We start from the raw sequence: 16,362 nt of genomic DNA on the forward strand, positions 1-16,362 counted from the left end.
TCCGTGCGGCTTACTCTGCCGGGACCGTTTCTTCCCCTTGGCTATGGTAAACCTCCAGCACGGTGTCTTTGATTTGACCATGCAGCTCCGGCGTGATGGGAAAGCAAATGTCCCGGTAATCCCCGGCATTGGTTTTCCTGCTGGGCATAAATACGCAGGGGCCTTTTTCGCATTCGACAATGCGCACCCCGGTAATCAGAAACTCGTTGTTCAAGCAGACCGTGGCAATGGCCTTGAGTCTGCCTTCGTCACTCAAATGCGCAACGATTTTAGCGGTTACTTTCATCTTCAATTTCTCCTTTACCTTTATAAAAATCCCGTGCCGCCGCATCATAACGGCAGCATGGGTCATTGTGGGTCTTACCCTCTGTAATTGAAAAGCTCTTTGACGCGCTCAACCAGCGTAGGCAGTACAGTGTCGTTGAACAGCATATAAAGCCCGGCCAGAAGGAGGGCGCCGATCACCACAGAAATCAAAATCTTGAGGGCAGTGTCCACAAAGCCCTCGCCGGACTGCTGGGCAAGAACCGCACCGGATTTTGCTTTGAGTTGCTGGAGCTTCCAAACGACCGCCATGGCGGTGTCCTTCGCCTTTTCTTTCACATCGTTTACCTTGGAAATGACCTTGTTCATAAAGTTTTTCATCGTGTTTGCTCTCCTTTTCATTGATAGATTTTGAGTTATGATAACGCCGGGAGAGGTTTCCCGGCCTTATACCGAAGGGTTCATCGGCTTACTGGTAATAGCCGATGATGATATTGAGGGTGGCGCTGCCCAGCACCGCACCGATGCAGGACACAATCGCAACCACAATGCGGTTGTTCCATTTTTTCTGATCCATCTCGTCCGCTGCGCTTCGCCTGATACAGAAATAGATAATGAGCAGACCCGCCACCACGGGAGCCAGAATCATCAGCCATGTGGTGGCGTCCTGAATGAGCTTTTCCGTACCCTTGGCTATCTGGCTGTCGCCAATCCCGGCGGCATAGGCCACCGTGCTGTTTTGAAGCATGAGAAAAGCGGTGAGCGCTACTGCACTCACCGCCTTACCTTTGGCTCTGATTTTTTTAATCATCTGTTCCATCTTCACTTTCACTGTGTTTGGAACCTCCTTTCCGAAACCCTTTTTCTGAAAAAATTGCACCCATCTGAGAAGCAAACGCCTGTGACTTCTGCTGGGCTTCTTTCATCTGCAAATCCTTGGCGTAATACACCCAAATGTTCCACAGGGGAATATCGCCTGTCATGTCAGATAGAACCGGCCGGGCTGCTTCCCTTACTTCCCGCACCATGCGGTTATGCTCCTTGCCGCCCAATCCGCACATCTGATTAAAATACCACTGTGACAGGTCGGGAGCGTTCATCATAGCCGGATGGGAACGGCTGATGACAATTTGTGCCGGTCGCTGGATTCTACGGATTTCGTCCGTTGTCAAAAGCTCCCTTGCCACAAGGCTGATGCTGTGGGAGCTGGATGGATTGACATACCTTCCATGTTGGCTGGAAAGCTGATAGGCGCTGGTGGTGTACTTACCCAGCTTGTCGCATACCTCCTGCAAGGTTTCCTTATCATCCGCTTGCAGATAAATCCATGTCTGGCAGTTGGATTTAACGATAGCCGCCGTTTCTTTGTCGTATTTTAGGGAAAGTTGTTCAAAAGATTGCAGATAGAGGTTAAATCTGCACCCTCGTCCGCCCGCCACTGTCAATTTATTTGGAAAATCATTCAATTTTGTAAAATTTCCAAATTCATCCAGCACAAAGTTGACCCGGCGTTCCAGCCTGCCGCCCCGCTGATCGGATTGACGGACCAGCAACTCATAGAGCTGGGATACCATTAGACTGGCAATAGGGTAATAGGTTGTTTTCTCGTCCGGCAGAATCATAAACAGCGCCTGCTTTTTCTGCCCGATCTCCGAAATGTTGTAGTCGCTCTTATGGGTGACAGAGTAGACCGAACGGCTGGTAAACAGGCGTAGGGTAGTCAGTGCCGAGGTATCAAAGCTGCCCTTGGTGCGGCTTGGCGCAACCTCGGCAATGGACATGAGCGCCCGTGCCGGGTGGCTGCTGGGTAGCTTTTTCATGTACTCACTCATAGGAGTTTTGCCGCCCACGGATTTACTCATCTCCGCGATAAACCAGTACACATTGGTCAGGTTCTGATACTCTGGCCGCTTTTTGTTGTCCACTACCACACAGAGAATCGCCGCTGCTATGGTGGATTTCTCACCGTTTTCCCAAATCTTCTCGTTGGAAACATCATTGCCCACAAGGATGTTGGTAATATCCCACGCATACATTTCCGCACGCTCCATGTCACCCTTGTTGACCGCATCAATGACCGGCTGAAGGAGATTGTAACGGGTGCTCTTTTCAGGGTTCTTAAAATCCAGACAGATTACCTCAAAGCCCAGCTTTTTAAGGAATACCGAGGTGTAATGAAACAGTTCGGCCTTGGGGTCGCTGATGACAAGGCTTTCCCCGGCAAGCCCCAGCAGGCAGATGGACTGGATGACAAGGCACCGGGTCTTGCCGGAACGGGTAGCGCCGATGGTCAGGGTATGGGTATCATCGGGAATGTAGTAAAGCCGTTCGGACGGCTCTCCAAGCTCTTTCGCTCTGATTTTCTCCGTGCCTACCACGATGCCGCCCTCATTAAACAGCTTGTAGGGGTCTGCTTTCTCTTTCTCCGGTTTATTCTGTGGGACAGCCGGGGTATCCTGCGGCTGTCCCTTGGTTAAATGCGCAGCCGCAAGGTCATAATCCACCGTTTCAAAGTCCTCATCCTGTATCATGTCCTCCTTTTCTTCCTTTGGATTTATAGGAACAGGCAGTGTGACGGATTCGTCCTGTGCCGCCGTACCTTGCCCGGTTTCCACTTGCTCTAAAAGCATACCTTCATTTTCGCTTTTCTTCACAAACGGCAGATCATCAAATCCTGTGTCCAGCAGCTTGCGAATAATGGGATGCGCCGGATGGATGACCTGTGTTCCAAACACCTTGCCTTTTTCTTCTTCCCGCAGCCACCGGGCCGAACCGTGCTGATACTGTCCTACCGGGGCAGGAGTAAAAATGTCCTCGGCTACCCGCACAAGCTCACTTTGATAGGGTCGGTTGTTCTGCACCCAAAACAGGACACAGCATAGGCACAGAAATCCCTCAAAGGATAAGAACAACAAAAGCTGCTGGCGCTGGGTAAACAGCCCTGTGATACAATCCCATAACGGGAGTAAAGTCAAGGTGCGGACCCGATGCGACAGCAGCCCATGCAGAGCCGCAGTAAAGAACAGGTTGAAAATTGTGCCAAGGCCAATGATGATGGAGCCTAAAATGAGCTTTTCCTTTTTCTTCATCGGCAAAGCTCCCCTTCCGGTGTAGCACCGGGGAGCAGGGTGGCGTCAAACTCAGAGTAAGCATTGCTAATCCACGCCAAAGCCTCCGGCGCCGCAACTCCCCATACCTCACCTCGTCCAACAGCCATACGATCCCCGTCCACGGGGTGCGTTAGGTGAATGGTATCACTGTGGACATAATCCGGGCGACAGCCGGGGCCATGGGTGACAGTCCATATCTGATTGCGGGGTGTCCTATACTCCGGCTTTAGATGTTCATGCCGAAGTACCACAAGCTGCCCCTCGTAGTTTTCCCGGTTGCTTTCGGGGGTACAGTCAACTGAAGTTAAAAGCCTGTTTTCATCGGCACTGACAGGGTAGTAAGCTGGGTCATGGGGGTGGGTCACGAAAAATATCGGTATCTTGTGATTCAGAGCAAATTCAACCTCTCCCTGCATCCCTTGGCTGAATTCAGTTCCCATGACCCAAAGTTCATCGACCTTTTCCAGCAGGGCAAGGCCAAGCTGCAAGCCTTTTTCACGCTGTTCAGGAATGGTATCGTTGCACCATTGGCTGAAAATGATGTGAGGGGCAAGGGGAAGGACACCCTGCTCCCCTGCAAGGCTGCAATACTCCACAGCATTTTTAATATTGGTGTTATAGTCCCCACGCAGGGGACTTGCGATATACACCATGTTCAAGTTGTTCACCTCCTGAAAAACAAAAAAATGCCCCCCTGCACCATCAATGCGGTGCAGGGGGGCGGTTGCCGTTATTCTATTGGTAATTCAAATTTTAAGGCTCATAGCCGAAGTCCTCGGATTCCTCGCTATGATCATGGGATTCCTTCGCGACATTTTCCTCGAAATCCGTGTGTTCCGGCTCATTGGCTGACCGGTCAAGCTGCTTTTGCAGGAATAGGCTGGCAGGAGCGTTCACAGGCGGGATTTTCGCCTCCTCCTGAATCAGCTCGTTATAGTACAAAACATAGGTTTTGAAGTTTGTGTTCAGCGTAGACAGCAGGCTGTCCTCGGAAACAATCAGGTCACTCACTTCCTCATAAAGCTGGCGCAGTTCAAAAAGAGGGACAACGGCGGTGGTCAGATCGTAAAGCAGATATTCGCCCTGACGGGTTCCAAAGGCTACAGCCATATCAGACATGAAATTATCAGCCACTGCCTCATGGACAGCAAAGAAATCCTGTCCGCCTGACTGTACGAAATAGATACCGTTTCTCACCTGAACAGGAGGGGTGCTGTCTTTTTCTTGCTGGGCAGGCGGGGCGCACTCGCCAAAGTAATCGGTCAGACGCAGTTTGCCGTCACGCCTGATTTCCTCCATCATCTCCACCGCCTTGGCCTCCATGCGCTTGCAGGCGGCCACACGCCGCTGAAGCATTTCATACATGGGAACATCTTTGATGTCCTCGCCGTAGCAGAGCCAATCCCCGTCCTGCTCTGCCATGGAAATGGCTTTGTCCGACAATACCTCCTTGGCCTTATCTTTCGGGACCATAATCCCCTCACGCTCAATGCCGTTTTCATCTGTTGCTACAATAACATAAATATTCAGTGCGATTTCAAGGGCAGTATTGATGTTGCCCCAAATCGACTCTCCACTTGGATGGTTCATAAAATCACTCTCCTTATCTGATGGGTTGCTCAACTACACCTAGATAATACAACTATATATCCGTATAATCAACCACTATCGTTATCTTATATTTTGTTGTGTTATACAGCATAATAAAAGAAGTATAGAATATAGGAGGATAACGATGGATTTAGCTCAAAAATTCAAACAGCTCCGAACGCAAAGGGGCATTAGTGTTTATAAGCTGTCAAAGGAAACTGACATATCGGAAAATTATATTCGCAAAATTGAGAAAGGCGAAAGCCAGCCGTCTGTGCTTGTGCTTGAAAAGCTATTGAAACGCCTTGGCACAACGATTTCGGAATTCTATAACGAAAGTAACGATGTGCTGTACCCCACTGCATACGAACGGGAACTTATAGAAAGTGTCCGTGTGCTGAATCAAGAAAAGGCTGATGCGGTTCTCCATTTCGCAAAGCTGATGGCAAAGTAAACGGCTGCCCTAACAAGGCAGCCACTTTTTTATTCTCGTTCAATCCCTCGTTCCATGCTGCCAAAGAGCCAAGAGAAATCCAGCGCCTTTTCTCTTTTTTGCAACTCCGGCATAATGTCCTCAATTTTATCCACCAGCCGTTCCACAGAGTTAAAATCGTCCTGTGTCATGTCATTGTCAATGGTGCGCATTTTGACAAGCCCCGCATAGATTACTTTCAAGTCCGTTTCGGAGAACAGCCGTTTTTCATCAATCAAGCCGCTTCTGGTAGCGAAGCTCTCAAAGGCATCCTCTTTGTTATAGAAATACTGGCGCTGGATAGGGTTTTTATTTTCGTCACAGCGATAGGTGGAAAGCACATACTCAAACAGGGGATGATGCTTGCAGGCCAGCACCACGCCGTTATGTTCATTGATCCGATACAGGTTGTTGGGCAGCTTCACGGCGTTTTCCTCGTCAAAGGGCTTATCCGAGCAGACCCCACAAGCTACCGCCGTAGATTTGGCAAGGGTCTGTATCCTGTCCATGAGCTTATCCTGTACCTCCACAAAGGGATTTTTCATCACCATGTCATTCTTGGTGAAAAAGGCGATCAGCTTATCCCTGTGATAAATATCCGCCACATAGTCCGGCGAAGTGGAGGGCTGTACGGTAAACCCTTTCTTTTGCAGGGTTTCAAAATAGCTTTGATAAAACTCGGTTTTGGTTTTCATAGGCAATCTCCTTACATTTCATTCTGAAAATAATGGCGGGGGGAGAGGTCAAGCTGCCCCGGCAGGCTTTCCTCAATCCTTGCCATCAGTTCACGGATACAGCTTTCCTGTCCGCCGTCCATCTCATTATCCAGCATGACGCACCTTGCACAGCAAGATACCAGCGCCCGAAGCTCATCGTGAGAAAAGGAAAGCGGAGCCGGTATTTTTAAGCCGCTGCGTTCCAAAAAATCATCCTGCGCCAATACGGGATCATAGAAGAAATGTTCCCTGTAAAAGCGTTTGGTGTTGTGCTTTGGCATGGCTTTCTGACAGGTAACAAACTCATATCCAAACAGCGTTGTGCGGCGGCAGAGCAACACCACCCCGGCACTCTCAAACACCTTGATGTAGGAGCCGCCTGTCAGCAGGACCGTTTCCGTCCGTTCCATATCCGCAAAAGGCGGTCGCATACAGCAGGAAAGGTCGGTGCGGGTTTCTCCGGCCGCCTGTTCCAAAGCCCGGACTTTATCGCCGCCATAGGTTTCAAAAATAAGCTCCCCATCCTGTGTAACCACACAGAACAGGGAGCCTTCATCATAGACTTCGGCAGCTATATCGCTTTCCATAATGCTTTCCACACGGAAACCCATTTTGGTTAGCCGTGCAAAGAAGTCCTCAAAAAATTCTTTTCTTGTTTTCAATCTACATTCCTCCCTGAAGGTTAATGTTCATAGCCTTTATCCTGCAGCTTCAAAAACAGTTCCTTTTTCGCGTCCTTTGACAGCTCCCGGCCGTTTTTCTTCTCCCAATCATCAAATCGGCTGTCATTATCACGGGTCAGACCGGAAAGCATATCCAACGCTTCCATTAACATCTGTTCAGCAAAATAGGAACGGCGGGCGCTTTGGTATTCCTCGGACTTTATTTCATAGTCCAGCCGGTTCAAGGTCTTTACCATACCCAGCACACGGTTTGCAATAATTTTGTCCGCTTCCCCGGCAAAGCGGTTCCGCAGGCTGCCGAGGTATTCATCACTGCCGCCATATAGCAGGGTCATCTTCATTTTGCTGTCTATGTAGCGTTCTTTCTGCTCCCTAAGTGCAGGGACATTTTCAAGAAGATATGATACCAGCTCATCCACCTTGGCCTTGATCTCCGGGGTCAAAAGCTGATAGGCAATGCGGCCGGTGGGCGGGAGCGCGGATTTAAGACGAAATACACGGTCGGCGGTTTCATTCAGAACCTCATCGTCAAAATCAAAGCTGCCGGATAGTTCATTTTCCTCATCATAGTCATCACGGAGCCGCTTATACTGATCCTTGCCCAGCCGCCGCAGATGCTGTTCAAACTCGTCTACCAGTTCATTGCTGATACTGCGCAGTTCGGCGGTGGACTTATTTTTCTGCTCCCCATAGGCACGGATGCGCTCCGCAAAGGTATCTTTAATGAGCTGCTTTCTGATGGCATTGGGAACGGCAGGCGGGGTAAAGGGATTTTTGACCCGTGATGAGGTATCCCAAAATACCACATGGATATGGGGGTGGTGTTTTTCTTTGTGGAGCGCGCAGGCCCATTGCAAATGCTCACGCCGGATATTGTTTTTTTCGGCAATCGTCATAATGTGGTTTTCAATATACCGCTGCCATGCCTTTTGGTCGGTCAGGTTCAGTTCGGCGGCTGTTTCCTCGTCAAACGAAATCACGCTGCGGTACATGGTGATATGCTTTTTGGAATTGACATAGACCAGCCTTGCCACATCACGCCAGTCCTCAAACTCGGTAACAGGACCAGGGGAGAGCTTCCCGAACAATCCATGATTCATGCCCTCATTTTTAGAAACCCTCGGTCTGGTGGCAATATAGCGCACATGAGCATAATTCTTGCCAGCGGTGCTTTTATAATTGGGATTTTTGAATCTCTGCTTATAGACTAAAAGGGAGATTGCCCATCACCTCCCGTCAGCGTTCCCATTCATCCTCGCCGGACTCCATTATGCGGTTTACTTCCCTGATATTGCGGTCGTCCTCCGCGGCCTCCGCTTCGCATACAGTGCGGTAATTCTCCATTGTGGAGTGATAGCGCCTGCTTTCCTCCAAAATGAATTTCATGCCCCCTGCGGTGCTGGGCGGCAGGGTTTCGTAGGGCTTGTAAAACGCATAGCGGTTGAAACCGGCTTGCGGGTCGGGATCGAGCATATCCAGAAATTCCTCATATCCAAAGGGGCAAACACGGTTTACCTCCTGACAGGCAAGGTTCACACCGGAGAGAGTGTCGCTGTCCCGAAGGTTGGCAAGAATGAATGCTCCGATTGGCTCATCGGCTGCCAGCTTTACCTCAACCTGTTCCGTGCCATGGGCTAAAATCTCCGAAGCCGGGGAACGAATGCCGATACTGCCCAAATGCTCCGCCAGCTCATAAGCTCCGCAGGGCAGCTCCACCACCAGCGTGCCGCCCTGATAACGGATAACTCCTGTAATCATAATAAATTCACCTTACCTTTCCGGCTCTGTGGCCTCGTCCTGCACCATGTCCGCAGTCATAGCATTTTGAAGCTGTTCAATTTTCTGCTGGATACGCTTACTTTGCTGATAATGGTTGTCATCCAGCTTGATTCCAAGCTGTCCGTTCCGTCCCGGCTCCAAAACAACCTTAACCTCCCCGGTAGCAATATAAAAGGAATTGCACACCAGTTCCAAGTAGGGATAGCCCAGCCGTGAGATTTCAAAGGGAGTAGCCTTGCAAGGGCTGTTGTAGGAAAACAGGTTGTGGGCAATGTCAACGACAAAGCGTGTGCGCTCGTCAAAGTCACGGGCCGCCCGTTTCATGCCGGAGAAGCCGATGCCGTCCACGTTCACAAATCTGCGGGCGGTTTCGTAAAGCTCTGGGTCATAGGATAGAAGATAAAAAGCCGCATGATAAGCAGGGTCGAGGTTGTCAACCCGCTTTGTCAGTACGGCAAGTTCTTTGTATCGGTTTGCCTGTGTCATGTGCTCAATACTCCTGTTCTGCTTCGTAATAGAAGCTGATAAAATCTCTTTGGATGGAGTCAACATCATATTCCTCGCCCAGTTCATCTGCATACTGCTTGATGATGGCAAGCTCGTCCTCATTGGGCGACACACTTTCCCCGGTTCCCACAGAGTAGGAATACACACTGGCATTTACCTCTGAATCAGTAGTGCCCTCCATAAACGCCTGAAAGTTTTCGTCTGCCTCCAGCCTATCACGGTCGCAAAAACCCGCCATCAGAAAACAGGTATAGCCGAAGTCCGTGCGGATCTCCACCTCAGAATAAATCAAACTGCGGCGATCAAGCTCCAACTTTTCAAGCTCTAATTTGGCTTTTTCTCCGGTAATCTCCTCATAAGCTGCGCCCGCTTCAGGGAACTGTGCAAGGGAAACCGGCTCTGTGATCTGCATATCCTCATAAGTCTGTACAAAGCCGTATTTGAGCTTGTTAAAATTGACTTCCTCTTTTTTGAAATCCTCTTGAAAACAGAGCCATGCTTTCTCATCACCAAAACCGCCATATTCCATGTCACCGGCTTTGATTTTGGCGGCAAGCATGGCATAAAGCATGGTTTCATCGGTGGTAACACCTAATGTACGCATACTGTCTGTGCCTGCCCATGCGTCACAGGCTGACAGAATATAAATGTTCGTCATGTTCCCTTCCTCTCATTACAGTTTCTCTGCAAGTCTACGCAGATTGTCTGTGTCTTGCAAAAAGCTGTTGATTTGAAAATCTTTTTTCTGCATATAGTCAACGCCCAGCGTGATGGCCTCATTCAGCATCTGGTCAAACTGATCCTCCGTACCCTCATGGGCAATGTTCATTAAAACCTTGATAAGCAGGAAGAAGGCAGCGGCGTCAATTTTACCGGACTTCATGTGCATTTTGGCAATGCGGTTTGTCTGCTGTTCCACCACGGACTTAATATCCTCAAGGTGATAAACTGCCATCAGCTCCTGCCGGATAATCCTTGCGATGAAATCAATGTCCTGCGTGTATCCCTCAATGGAAAGCCCCTTTTCGACAAACTGACGGACCAGTTCCGAGGTGGTAGTGTTGTTTTTCGCCGCAAGTGTGTCCAATGCTTTCAAGGTTTCGGGCGAAAAATTGATAGACCGTTTCAGGCTTTTTTCAGGCATCACAGCCTCCTTTCTACGGTGTTCCGTTTGGAACACTTCTATCTGATGGGGAACCCCGTTACAGGCTTTGCCTGTAAGCTGTTTTCTTGGCGGGTGGAACCCGCCTATTCCTGCCTTAACTCCAAAATCTAAGATTTTGGCATTAAGTAGCCCCCACCGGCAAGCGGTGGGGGCGTGGGTTGCTTCGCTCCCGAAAAGAGCGAAAAGGAAGTTGCTCCCATGTGGTTTCTATTAGACAACATGGTTAACTTTTAATTTGAACTACTCTATTGCCACCTTTCTTATTTCATTAAAATAAAATCTCCCAATACATTGACATCCATCTATGTGTTGGCATATAATACACATAGACTATTATCTATGTGAGGTGATTTAATTGAGCAATAAATACGCTGAAAATGTTGGGTTGTTCAAAGCCCTTGCAGACATGAACCGGCTTATGATCGTGGATATGCTGTCCTGCGGTGAGCTATGTGCCTGCAACATTTTAGAGAAGTTCCATATTACGCAGCCAACCCTTTCTCACCACATGAAAATCCTTTGCGATTGCGGCTTGGTGAGTGGGCGTAAAGAGGGTAAGTGGATGTACTACTCACTGAACAGTGAAAAGGTGCAAGATTTCAAAAATTTTTTATGCGCCATTACCATTGACAAAGAGGACTGCATTTGTAAGGAAGGAGAGTGTAATTGTGGAAAAGAATAAACAAAATCAAAGTATCGGCTTTTTTGAAAAATATCTGACGGTATGGGTACTCATTTGCATGGCGACAGGTATTTTAATAGGCAAATTTCTGCCTGCCGTTCCAGTCTTTTTGGGACGCTTTGAGTATGCACAAATATCCATCCCCATCGCCGTGCTGATATGGATTATGATTTATCCTATGATGATGAAGGTGGATTTTCAGTCGATTAAAAATGTCCGCAACAACCCGCAGGGACTGATCATTTCAAGCGGAACAAGTTGGCTTATTAAGCCGTTTTTGATGTTCGGATTGGCGGCGTTCTTTTTTTATGTGGTGTTCAAAAATCTGATCCCCGCAGACCTCGCTAAAAGCTATGTGGCCGGAGCCGTACTCTTAGGGGCCGCCCCCTGCACGGCGATGGTATTTGTATGGAGTAATCTGACAAAGGGCGACCCTGCACATACGCTTGTGCAAGTGGCTGTCAATGATCTCATTATTCTTGTGGCGTTTGTGCCCATCGTCTCATTCCTGCTGGGCGTAAATGATATGTTCGTGCCGTGGGATACCCTGTTTCTGTCCATTGTCTTGTTTGTAGTAATACCACTCGTTGGCGGAGCTTTGACAAGGAATATCGTAGTCAAGAAAAAAGGCATACAGCACTTTAATGAAAATTTTATTCCTAAGTTTGATGGCATTACCACCATTGGATTGCTGCTAACCCTCATTATCATATTCACTTTTCAGGGCGACGCCATTTTAAGCAATCCGCTTCATGTGCTGCTCATTGCTGTACCCTTAGTCCTGCAAAACGTCATTACAGCCGCTTTTGCCTATTTCATGTGCAAAGTATGCAAACAACCGCATAACATAGCCGCACCCGCCGCGCTAATCGGCGCATCGGACTTCTTTGAATTATCCGTTGCCGTGGCGATTGCTTTGTACGGCCCGACCTCACCCGTGGTTCTTGTCTGCACAGTTGGAGTGCTGACAGAGGTGCCTGTTATGTTGATCCTTGTGAATGTAGTCAATCGGACGAAAGGGTGGTTTGCCAAATGAAGCAGCTTCTTATTGATTTTCTCTATCTCGATTTGAATACCTGCGAGCGGTGCATGGCAACAGATGAAACGCTCAAACAGGCGCTTAAAATCCTGTCCGGCGTATTTGATACACTCGGTCTTGAAGTCAAGATCAACTCGGTTAACATTACATCGAGGGAGCTTGCGGAGGAATATCGCTTTATAAGCTCTCCGACCATCCGCGTGAACGGCGTGGATATCTGCAATGAGCTTGTAGAAAGCGAATGCGCGGATTGCGGTGACCTATGCGGTGATAGCGTTGACTGTCGGGTGTTCGTCTACGAGGGTAAAAACTACGAGCAGCCGCCTGTACCGATGATTGTGGACGGCATCTTAAAGGCCATCTACGGTGGGCAATCTCAAGGAACAGAAACCTATAAGCTTCCAGACAATCTCGATAAGTTTTTTAGCGGTAAAAATAGCTGCTGTGATAGCAACTGTTGCTGTGGTGATACACCGTCAAGCAATAACTTAGTGAAGGATGAGAAAGCAGAAGTATCGCAGGCGTACATTTGTTATTGCAATCACGTTACAAAGAATGACATCATCAATGCTATTCGGAACAAGGGAGCAAGAACTGTTGATGAAGTTATCAAACTGACAGGCGCAATGAAAGATAGCAACTGCGCCGCCAACAATCCCAAGGGTGTATGCTGTTACCCTGATATAGTAGAAACATTCAATTATTATAAGGAGAGTGCTGTTATGAAAACAATGTCCATCTATGAACCAGCCATGTGCTGTGAAACCGGTATCTGCGGTGTCGGTGTTGATCCCGAACTGCTCCGTATTTCCACAGTGTTCAATAATCTACAAAAGAACGGCATTACCGCCGCTCGCTTTAATTTGAATAGCGCCCCGCAAGCGTTTATTAACAACACCGATATCAACAGACTGATTATGGGCGATGGCGTCGAGTCTTTACCTGCCACGGTCATTGACGGTAAAATTGTCAAAACCAAGGCATACCCCACTAATGAGGAAATTGCAGCATGGCTTGAAATCCCAGCATCGTATCTGGAAGCGACTGAAAACAAAAAAGCAGATGGCGGGTGCTGCTGTTCGGAGGGTTGCTGCTAATGAAACAGTTTGACTTGCAACATCTAAACCTTACAAAATACCTGTTCTATACAGGCAAGGGCGGCGTTGGAAAAACCTCTATTGCCTGTGCTACCGCTGTGACCCTCGCTGACAGCGGGAAGAAGGTGCTGCTTGTCAGCACCGACCCCGCATCCAATTTGCAGGATGTGTTTAATACCGATCTTGATGGTAAAGGTGTATCGATTGCGGAAGTGCCGGGGCTTGTAGTTGCAAACCTCGACCCAATACAGGCAGCGGTCGAATACCGCGAAAGCGTTGTTGCCCCTTACCGTGGTAAGTTGCCCGATGCGGTGATTTTAAACATGGAAGAACAGCTTTCCGGTTCCTGCACGGTTGAAATTGCTGCTTTCAATGAGTTCACAAACTTTATTACAGATCAAGCTGCCGCAAAGGAATATGACCACATTATTTTTGATACTGCCCCCACCGGCCACACTCTGCGGATGTTGCAACTGCCGAGCGCATGGAGCAATTTCATCAGCGAAAGCACACACGGCGCATCCTGCTTAGGACAGCTCTCTGGCTTGGAAGAACGCAAAGAAATGTACAAAGAAGCGGTAGACACCTTGGCCGACAGCAAATTAACCACCCTCGTCCTCGTATCCCGGCCTGAAAGCTCCCCTCTCAAAGAAGCGGAGCGGGCTTCAAAGGAACTTGCCGATTTGGGTGTACACAATCAGCTTCTGGCTGTGAATGGTGTCTTGCCTGCCTATGACGACAACATATCTGAAAGCCTGTATAATAAGCAGCAAAAGGCACTTGCCGGTATGCCCGCTGGACTGAAAGATATTGCTGCCTACTTTGTACCGCTACGCGCCTACAATATTACTGGCATAGAAAATGTCCGCAATCTGCTTGTCAAAGACAGCCTTTTCGTGAGTGGCAATACCTTAAATGCCGCTGATATTCCCACGCTTCGTAAGGTCATTGATGATTTGGATACAAGCGGGAAAAAAGTCATTTTTACGATGGGCAAAGGCGGTGTTGGGAAAACGACGATTGCCGCTTCCATCGCGCTTGGCCTATCGTCCAGAGGGAAAAAGGTCCATCTGACAACTACCGATCCCGCCGCCCATCTTAAATTTGTCATGGACGAAACAAGTGGCATTACCATGAGCCATATTGATGAAAAAGAAGAACTTCGGCGTTATCAGGAAGAAGTACTTTCTAAAGCGCGTGAAACCATGTCGGCAGATGATGTTGCTTATGTGGAGGAAGATTTGCGCTCCCCCTGTACACAGGAAATCGCCGTATTCCGTGCTTTTGCCGAGATTGTGGAGCGGGCTGAAAATGAGATTGTTGTCATTGATACTGCACCTACAGGCCATACACTGCTGTTGCTTGATTCCACGCAGAGCTATCACCGCGAGGTAAAACGTACACAGGGGGACATCCCCGAAGCGGTCAAAAAGCTGCTGCCCCGTCTCCGCAATACCGATGAAACAGAGGTTATCATCGTAACCCTTGCAGAAACGACGCCTGTCTTTGAAGCCATGCGGTTGGAGGAAGATTTGAAGCGCGCCGAGATCGCAACAAAATGGTGGGTTATCAATTCCTCTCTTTACGCTACCGAAACAAGCAATCAGCTTTTGAAAGCCAAAGCCAGTCATGAAATTGAGTGGATAAATAAAGTGGGCGAAATCTCCCATGATAACTTTGCCGTTATCAGGTGGAACGCCGAAGAAATTAAAGATGATAAATTGCTCGCATTGTAAGAAAGGAGATCAGATGGAAAAAGTCGCATTTATTTGTGTCCATAATTCCTGTCGCAGTCAGATTGCTGAAGCGTTGGGCCGCCATTTTGCAGGTGATGTTTTGGAGTGTTATTCAGCCGGAACAGAAACCAAACCGCAAATCAATGGGGACGCTGTACGACTGATGAAACAACTTTACGGTATAGATATGGAGCAAACACAATATAGTAAGCTCTTGTCTGATATTCCTCCTGTGGATATTGTGGTGACGATGGGCTGTAATGTTCAGTGTCCGTTCCTCCCCTGCAAGCACCGAGAAGATTGGGGACTGGACGATCCGACAGGCAAAAGTGATGAAGAATTTATTAAAGTCATAAGAACCATTGAATCAAAGGTGAACGAATTAGCAGCACTTGCATTCTGACCACAATTAGAGCATCAGTAAAGAGCGGAAAATACCTGCATGGTATTTTCCGCTTTAGCCTGTTTCGCTACTTTTACCGCTCCAGCTCCGATTCCAGCTTTAACGGCTGTATATGGTCAGCAACTTCTCGAAAAGCAAGGAGATCAAGGTTAAAATCCTTGCTTTTCGAGGTCTGGATAAAGGTGTTATACCCCAAATCCGCAAAGGTTTCAGCGGAAAGCTCCGCCTGCACCTGACCATGATTGTGTGGTGTACCGTCCTTTAGCTTGCCATCCATGTCGTTGTCATAGCAAAAAACAATCTCGGTGATTTCAGGATGGTGCTGAAGGTAACGGTATAGTGCCTTATCCGACAGACAGCCCTCGGCTACCCGGTGATCCTCCCTCCAGTCAATGCCGTGAAATTTGCAAAGGGTGGCATGGCTCATGGCGTCAATGGGGGCTTCAAAGGCGTACACCCGATTTGATTTTCCCTCCATGCAAAAACCATAGGTCTTATCCGAATTTTCCACATCCTGCCGAAAGCTGCTGTCTGCACTTGGCGCCCGCAGAGCACAATACCGTGGTTTACCGGCTTCATCATATCCGACAAAGGCACAGTTATGAAACGAATAGCCGCTTTTCTCTGTCCTTGCGCCGTAAACCTTACCGGCGTTTATCATGGCATAGACGATTTCCTTGTCAATGCCACGAGTCCCCGTCAGGTAGGCAATGGTGCGGTTGAAATTCTTGTCCTTGGGTGGCAGAACCAAATCTCCCTTGGGCTTTTTTTCGCTGGGGGGGACATAGTGTTCGGTCATTTCATAAGCACGGCAACCCAAAATCATTTTCACGGCGCCCTTGAAATCTTGCCCAAAATAGTCTTTCACAAAGTCAACGATATTGCCCTTTTTTTCAGTGGTGAAGCAATAATATCCCCGCCCATGATTGAAAAGGTAAAGACCGCCGCTGTTTTTTACATGAACAGAGTGTCGGTCGCCCTTTTCAATCTGAAAGCCGTTCTGAACGGCAAAATCAATCAGGTTTGTGTCAAAGACCTGTTTCATCTGTTCTTCAGTAAATGGCATGGGCCTTGACTGTGTTCTCAATCTCATTCACCTCCATAATAAAACCGCCCTGC

The 16,362-nt window shown here is 48.4% G+C and carries 20 protein-coding genes; 6 read left to right on the forward strand and 14 right to left on the reverse strand.

Annotation, left to right across the window (positions count from 1 at the left end):
• Positions 1–10: 10 nt before the first annotated feature.
• The 6 genes from CLOSA_RS17860 to CLOSA_RS17885 all read right to left on the reverse strand — a co-directional run bounded on the left by CLOSA_RS17860 (position 11) and on the right by CLOSA_RS17885 (position 4,964).
• Entirely contained in the window at positions 11–286 is a 276-nt protein-coding gene (locus CLOSA_RS17860; RefSeq protein WP_013274140.1) for a SpoVG family protein, read from the reverse strand.
• 74 nt (positions 287–360) lie between these two features.
• Positions 361–576, reverse strand: coding sequence for a DUF6133 family protein (locus CLOSA_RS17865; protein WP_242647820.1), 216 nt, complete (start codon positions 574–576; stop codon positions 361–363).
• 157 nt (positions 577–733) lie between these two features.
• Positions 734–1,096: an Mbov_0395 family pilin-like conjugal transfer protein gene (locus CLOSA_RS17870; protein WP_013274142.1), complete on the reverse strand. Its 363-nt coding sequence runs from the start codon at positions 1,094–1,096 to the stop codon at positions 734–736.
• Complete coding sequence (locus CLOSA_RS17875; RefSeq protein ID WP_013274143.1) at positions 1,068–3,353, reverse strand: VirD4-like conjugal transfer protein, CD1115 family; 2,286 nt, start codon at positions 3,351–3,353, stop codon at positions 1,068–1,070. The genes CLOSA_RS17870 and CLOSA_RS17875 overlap by 29 nt, the downstream gene beginning before the upstream one ends.
• Complete coding sequence (locus tag CLOSA_RS21925) at positions 3,350–4,027, reverse strand: DUF7768 domain-containing protein (protein ID WP_330362229.1); 678 nt, start codon at positions 4,025–4,027, stop codon at positions 3,350–3,352. The genes CLOSA_RS17875 and CLOSA_RS21925 overlap by 4 nt, the downstream gene beginning before the upstream one ends.
• 100 nt (positions 4,028–4,127) lie before the next feature.
• Positions 4,128–4,964 (reverse strand): hypothetical protein, encoded by an 837-nt coding sequence (locus CLOSA_RS17885; protein ID WP_013274145.1) that lies wholly within the window; start codon positions 4,962–4,964, stop codon positions 4,128–4,130.
• Between the two features lie 145 nt (positions 4,965–5,109).
• On the opposite strand from CLOSA_RS17885, the gene CLOSA_RS17890 reads away from it, so the two are divergent.
• Positions 5,110–5,418, forward strand: a complete 309-nt coding sequence (locus CLOSA_RS17890; RefSeq protein ID WP_013274146.1) for a helix-turn-helix domain-containing protein — start codon at positions 5,110–5,112, stop codon at positions 5,416–5,418.
• A 29-nt stretch (positions 5,419–5,447) separates the two neighbouring features.
• Here CLOSA_RS17890 and CLOSA_RS17895 read toward each other — a convergent pair whose 3' ends face one another.
• The 7 genes from CLOSA_RS17895 to CLOSA_RS17925 are packed head-to-tail and all read right to left on the reverse strand — an operon-like array spanning position 5,448 to position 10,265.
• Positions 5,448–6,131 carry a hypothetical protein gene (locus CLOSA_RS17895; protein WP_013274147.1) on the reverse strand — a complete coding sequence of 228 codons (684 nt, stop codon included), beginning with the start codon at positions 6,129–6,131 and terminating at the stop codon, positions 5,448–5,450.
• An 11-nt stretch (positions 6,132–6,142) separates the two neighbouring features.
• Positions 6,143–6,814 (reverse strand): hypothetical protein, encoded by a 672-nt coding sequence (locus CLOSA_RS17900; protein WP_013274148.1) that lies wholly within the window; start codon positions 6,812–6,814, stop codon positions 6,143–6,145.
• Positions 6,815–6,834: 20 nt separating this feature from the next.
• Positions 6,835–8,055: a MobP3 family relaxase gene (gene mobP3, locus CLOSA_RS17905; protein ID WP_013274149.1), complete on the reverse strand. Its 1,221-nt coding sequence runs from the start codon at positions 8,053–8,055 to the stop codon at positions 6,835–6,837.
• Between the two features lie 16 nt (positions 8,056–8,071).
• Positions 8,072–8,593: a hypothetical protein gene (locus CLOSA_RS17910; protein WP_013274150.1), complete on the reverse strand. Its 522-nt coding sequence runs from the start codon at positions 8,591–8,593 to the stop codon at positions 8,072–8,074.
• Positions 8,594–8,605: 12 nt separating this feature from the next.
• A complete protein-coding gene (locus CLOSA_RS17915; RefSeq protein WP_013274151.1) occupies positions 8,606–9,100 on the reverse strand; it encodes a hypothetical protein in 495 nt (164 codons plus the stop codon).
• Positions 9,101–9,104: 4 nt separating this feature from the next.
• On the reverse strand, positions 9,105–9,779 hold the full coding sequence (locus CLOSA_RS17920; RefSeq protein WP_013274152.1) for a hypothetical protein: 675 nt from the start codon (positions 9,777–9,779) through the stop codon (positions 9,105–9,107).
• A 15-nt stretch (positions 9,780–9,794) separates the two neighbouring features.
• Positions 9,795–10,265: a ribbon-helix-helix domain-containing protein gene (locus tag CLOSA_RS17925; RefSeq protein ID WP_013274153.1), complete on the reverse strand. Its 471-nt coding sequence runs from the start codon at positions 10,263–10,265 to the stop codon at positions 9,795–9,797.
• 376 nt (positions 10,266–10,641) lie between these two features.
• Here CLOSA_RS17925 and CLOSA_RS17930 point away from each other — a divergent pair, with 376 nt between their 5' ends.
• From CLOSA_RS17930 to CLOSA_RS17955, 5 genes are read left to right on the forward strand one after another with little or no spacing between them, the layout of a single operon-like run.
• Positions 10,642–10,968: an ArsR/SmtB family transcription factor gene (locus tag CLOSA_RS17930; RefSeq protein ID WP_013274154.1), complete on the forward strand. Its 327-nt coding sequence runs from the start codon at positions 10,642–10,644 to the stop codon at positions 10,966–10,968.
• Complete coding sequence (arsB, locus tag CLOSA_RS17935; protein WP_013274155.1) at positions 10,955–12,004, forward strand: ACR3 family arsenite efflux transporter; 1,050 nt, start codon at positions 10,955–10,957, stop codon at positions 12,002–12,004. Before CLOSA_RS17930 ends, arsB begins: the two co-directional genes overlap by 14 nt.
• On the forward strand, positions 12,001–13,104 hold the full coding sequence (gene arsD / locus CLOSA_RS23505; protein WP_013274156.1) for an arsenite efflux transporter metallochaperone ArsD: 1,104 nt from the start codon (positions 12,001–12,003) through the stop codon (positions 13,102–13,104). The genes arsB and arsD overlap by 4 nt, the downstream gene beginning before the upstream one ends.
• Positions 13,104–14,840: an arsenical pump-driving ATPase gene (arsA, locus tag CLOSA_RS17950; protein ID WP_013274157.1), complete on the forward strand. Its 1,737-nt coding sequence runs from the start codon at positions 13,104–13,106 to the stop codon at positions 14,838–14,840. The genes arsD and arsA overlap by 1 nt, the downstream gene beginning before the upstream one ends.
• Before the next feature lie 13 nt (positions 14,841–14,853).
• Positions 14,854–15,243, forward strand: coding sequence for an arsenate reductase ArsC (locus CLOSA_RS17955; protein ID WP_013274158.1), 390 nt, complete (start codon positions 14,854–14,856; stop codon positions 15,241–15,243).
• 73 nt (positions 15,244–15,316) lie between these two features.
• Here the strand turns inward: CLOSA_RS17955 and CLOSA_RS17960 are convergent, their stop codons facing one another.
• Positions 15,317–16,336, reverse strand: coding sequence for a DUF3991 and TOPRIM domain-containing protein (locus tag CLOSA_RS17960; protein ID WP_157669035.1), 1,020 nt, complete (start codon positions 16,334–16,336; stop codon positions 15,317–15,319).
• Positions 16,337–16,362: the final 26 nt, after the last annotated feature.

Origin of the sequence: [Clostridium] saccharolyticum WM1 (assembly GCF_000144625.1) — a bacterium.
In the GTDB taxonomy this organism is placed as follows: domain Bacteria; phylum Bacillota; class Clostridia; order Lachnospirales; family Lachnospiraceae; genus Lacrimispora; species Lacrimispora saccharolytica.

Bases quoted from the DNA above. Each gene is read 5' to 3' on its own strand.
- CLOSA_RS17960 (WP_157669035.1), bottom strand. From the start codon at position 16,336: ATGAGATTGAGAACACAGTCAAGGCCCATGCCATTTACTGAAGAACAG.
- CLOSA_RS17915 (WP_013274151.1), bottom strand. From the start codon at position 9,100: ATGACACAGGCAAACCGATACAAAGAACTTGCCGTACTGACAAAGCGG.
- arsD (WP_013274156.1), top strand. From the start codon at position 12,001: ATGAAGCAGCTTCTTATTGATTTTCTCTATCTCGATTTGAATACCTGC.
- CLOSA_RS17860 (WP_013274140.1), bottom strand. From the start codon at position 286: ATGAAAGTAACCGCTAAAATCGTTGCGCATTTGAGTGACGAAGGCAGA.
- CLOSA_RS17875 (WP_013274143.1), bottom strand. From the start codon at position 3,353: ATGAAGAAAAAGGAAAAGCTCATTTTAGGCTCCATCATCATTGGCCTT.
- CLOSA_RS17885 (WP_013274145.1), bottom strand. From the start codon at position 4,964: ATGAACCATCCAAGTGGAGAGTCGATTTGGGGCAACATCAATACTGCC.
- CLOSA_RS17865 (WP_242647820.1), bottom strand. From the start codon at position 576: ATGGCGGTCGTTTGGAAGCTCCAGCAACTCAAAGCAAAATCCGGTGCG.
- CLOSA_RS17925 (WP_013274153.1), bottom strand. From the start codon at position 10,265: ATGCCTGAAAAAAGCCTGAAACGGTCTATCAATTTTTCGCCCGAAACC.
- CLOSA_RS21925 (WP_330362229.1), bottom strand. From the start codon at position 4,027: ATGGTGTATATCGCAAGTCCCCTGCGTGGGGACTATAACACCAATATT.
- CLOSA_RS17910 (WP_013274150.1), bottom strand. From the start codon at position 8,593: ATGATTACAGGAGTTATCCGTTATCAGGGCGGCACGCTGGTGGTGGAG.
- CLOSA_RS17955 (WP_013274158.1), top strand. From the start codon at position 14,854: ATGGAAAAAGTCGCATTTATTTGTGTCCATAATTCCTGTCGCAGTCAG.
- CLOSA_RS17895 (WP_013274147.1), bottom strand. From the start codon at position 6,131: ATGAAAACCAAAACCGAGTTTTATCAAAGCTATTTTGAAACCCTGCAA.
- CLOSA_RS17920 (WP_013274152.1), bottom strand. From the start codon at position 9,779: ATGACGAACATTTATATTCTGTCAGCCTGTGACGCATGGGCAGGCACA.
- CLOSA_RS17890 (WP_013274146.1), top strand. From the start codon at position 5,110: ATGGATTTAGCTCAAAAATTCAAACAGCTCCGAACGCAAAGGGGCATT.
- arsA (WP_013274157.1), top strand. From the start codon at position 13,104: ATGAAACAGTTTGACTTGCAACATCTAAACCTTACAAAATACCTGTTC.